The sequence below is a fragment of the Chitinophaga sp. genome (genome assembly GCF_036566945.1).
Classification (GTDB): Bacteria; Bacteroidota; Bacteroidia; order Chitinophagales; family Chitinophagaceae; genus Chitinophaga.
Genome location: NZ_DATCVJ010000833.1, coordinates 1 through 2295, shown reverse-complemented (window position 1 = coordinate 2295; position 2295 = coordinate 1). Strand labels below are relative to the sequence as shown.

The window sequence follows — 2295 nt, the reverse complement described above, 5'->3', positions numbered from 1 at the left end:
AAATCATCTACATCAGTATAATCCTGGACAAAGACAAAATTTTATTCTATACTGATATTAAAGTCTGCTCCCAGCACCAGCTTACCTTCTTTTTCTTCCGCACTGCCGGGCGTTTTCAAGCCCTTTATTTTAGCCGTTTTTCCTTTGGTCAGGAGGTCGGCTACCTGTTTGTCGTTGAGTTTTTTGCCCAGCATTTCAAAAGGAAGTTTGAAACCACATTCCTTGAAATTGGCGCAGCCATAAGCGGTATTACCTTTTTTGAGTAAATGCGTTTTGCACTTAGGGCATTGCATTTCTTCGATAACCACTGCTTTTTTGGGCTTGGGTTCTTTCTTCGTTTTTTCCTTTTCCGGAGGCGCCGGTGGCGGATCTGCGGCAACGGTGATGAATTTATAACTGGCTGTCTTCACCTCTTTGGTGAGGTCTACCACCATTTGAATCAATTCATCTTTGAAAGTCTCCATGGCATATTCGCCTTTTTCTATGAGGCGCAGCTTACGTTCCCATTGACCGGTGAGTTCGGGACTTTTCAGCAATTCTGTCTGAATGGTATCGATGAGATCTATACCGGTTTGGGTGGCATAGATATTCTTCTTTTTCTTTTCTATATATTTTCTGCGGAACAGGGTTTCAATAATATTGGCGCGGGTAGAAGGGCGGCCAATACCGTTATCTTTCAGCATTTCGCGCAAATCTTCATCATCTACCTGTTTACCTGCAGTTTCCATTGCCCTCAGCAAAGTAGCTTCCGTAAAGGCTTTGGGAGGTGTTGTTTTTCCCTGGTGTATCCGGGGGGTATGTGGCCCGCTTTCTCCTACTTCGAAGTGCGGCAGGATTTTTTCTTCTTCTTCGCCTTCTTTTTTCTCTTTTACGTCGTTCGCATATACTTCTTTCCAGCCTGGTTCGAGGATTTGTTTACCGGTTACTTTAAAGGGTACCTGTCCTACTTTCCCGAGTACGGTGGTGTTGGAGATCTTACATTCCGGGTAGAAGGCGGCAATAAAGCGGCGGGCTACCAGGTCGTAGATGCGTTTTTCTTCCAGCGGCAAACCGCCGGGGTGCATACCGGTAGGGATGATGGCATGGTGATCTGTAACCTTTTTATCATCGAACACCGTTTTTAGCTTGGGGATAGGATTGGCCAGCAGCGGCGCAGTGAGCGCAGCATAAGGTGTCATATCCGTTAATATGCCGGCAATTTTCGGGTGCAGGTCTTCCGAGAGGTAAGTAGTATCTACCCTTGGGTAGGTGGTCAGTTTTTTCTCGTAAAGGTTCTGGATATATTTCAGCGTATCATCGGCAGAGAAGCCAAATTTCTTGTTGGCTTCTACCTGCAGGGCGGTGAGGTCAAACAGGCGGGGATTCCCTTCTTTACCATCTTTTTTTTCGAAAGAGGTGACCTCAAACGGATGCTCTTTTAAATACGCGAGTCCTTTGGCGGCTTTATCGGGACTTTTGAGCCGGTCTATGGCGGCGGTGAACTCTGTTTCCCGGTAAATGGTTTTCAGCTCCCAGTAGTCTTCCGATACAAACGCATTGATTTCCTTTTGCCGCTGTACCAGCATGGCCAGTGTGGGTGTTTGTACGCGGCCAATAGACAATACCACTTTTCCCTGCGCAAACTTTTTGGTGAACAGGCGGGTGGCATTCATGCCCAGGAGCCAGTCGCCAATAGCGCGGGCGCTGCCCGCGGCGTACAGGTTATTGTATTGCTCCGAATCTTTTAGTTGCAGGAAGCCATTGCGAATCGCCTCCACCGTGAGGGAGGAAATCCAGAGCCTTTTAACAGGGGCTACACATTTGGCTTTGAGCAGTACCCAACGTTGTATCAGTTCTCCTTCCTGGCCGGCATCCCCGCAGTTGATCACTTCTTCACATTGCTGTACCAGGGTTTCTATAATCTTAAACTGCTTTTGTACGCCTGAGTTTTCAATCAGCTTAATACCGAAGCTGCCGGGGATCATGGGGAGATCTTCCAGCCGCCAGAACTTCCATTGATCGTAATAATCGTGTGGTTCCTTCAGGGTACAGAAATGTCCGAAAGTCCAGGTTACCTGGTAGCCATTGCCCTCATAGTAGCCATCTTTGCGTTGTTTAGCTCCGATCACTTCTGCAATATCCCTTGCTACACTTGGTTTTTCAGCAATGCAAACTTTCATAATCGATTAAAATTGGCTAACAAATGTCGGATAAATTCTTTTAAACAATAATACCCCCTAATTCTTAATTCTTTTCAAAGAATATTTATTCGCCACCTTATTATATTTCTTCATGTACTTCCGGTCTTTCTTAACG

Annotated in this window: 1 protein-coding gene; it reads right to left on the bottom strand. The window is 46.2% G+C overall.

Annotated elements, in window-relative coordinates; translation table 11 throughout:
* Nucleotides 1–41 precede the first annotated feature (41 nt).
* Nucleotides 42–2159, bottom strand: coding sequence for a DNA topoisomerase 3 (locus tag VIP81_RS25250; protein ID WP_331967805.1), 2118 nt, complete (start codon nt 2157–2159; stop codon nt 42–44).
* Nucleotides 2160–2295 lie beyond the last annotated feature (136 nt).

Coding starts and splice junctions, on each gene's coding strand:
- VIP81_RS25250 (WP_331967805.1), bottom strand. CDS start 2,159: ATGAAAGTTTGCATTGCTGAAAAACCAAGTGTAGCAAGGGATATTGCA.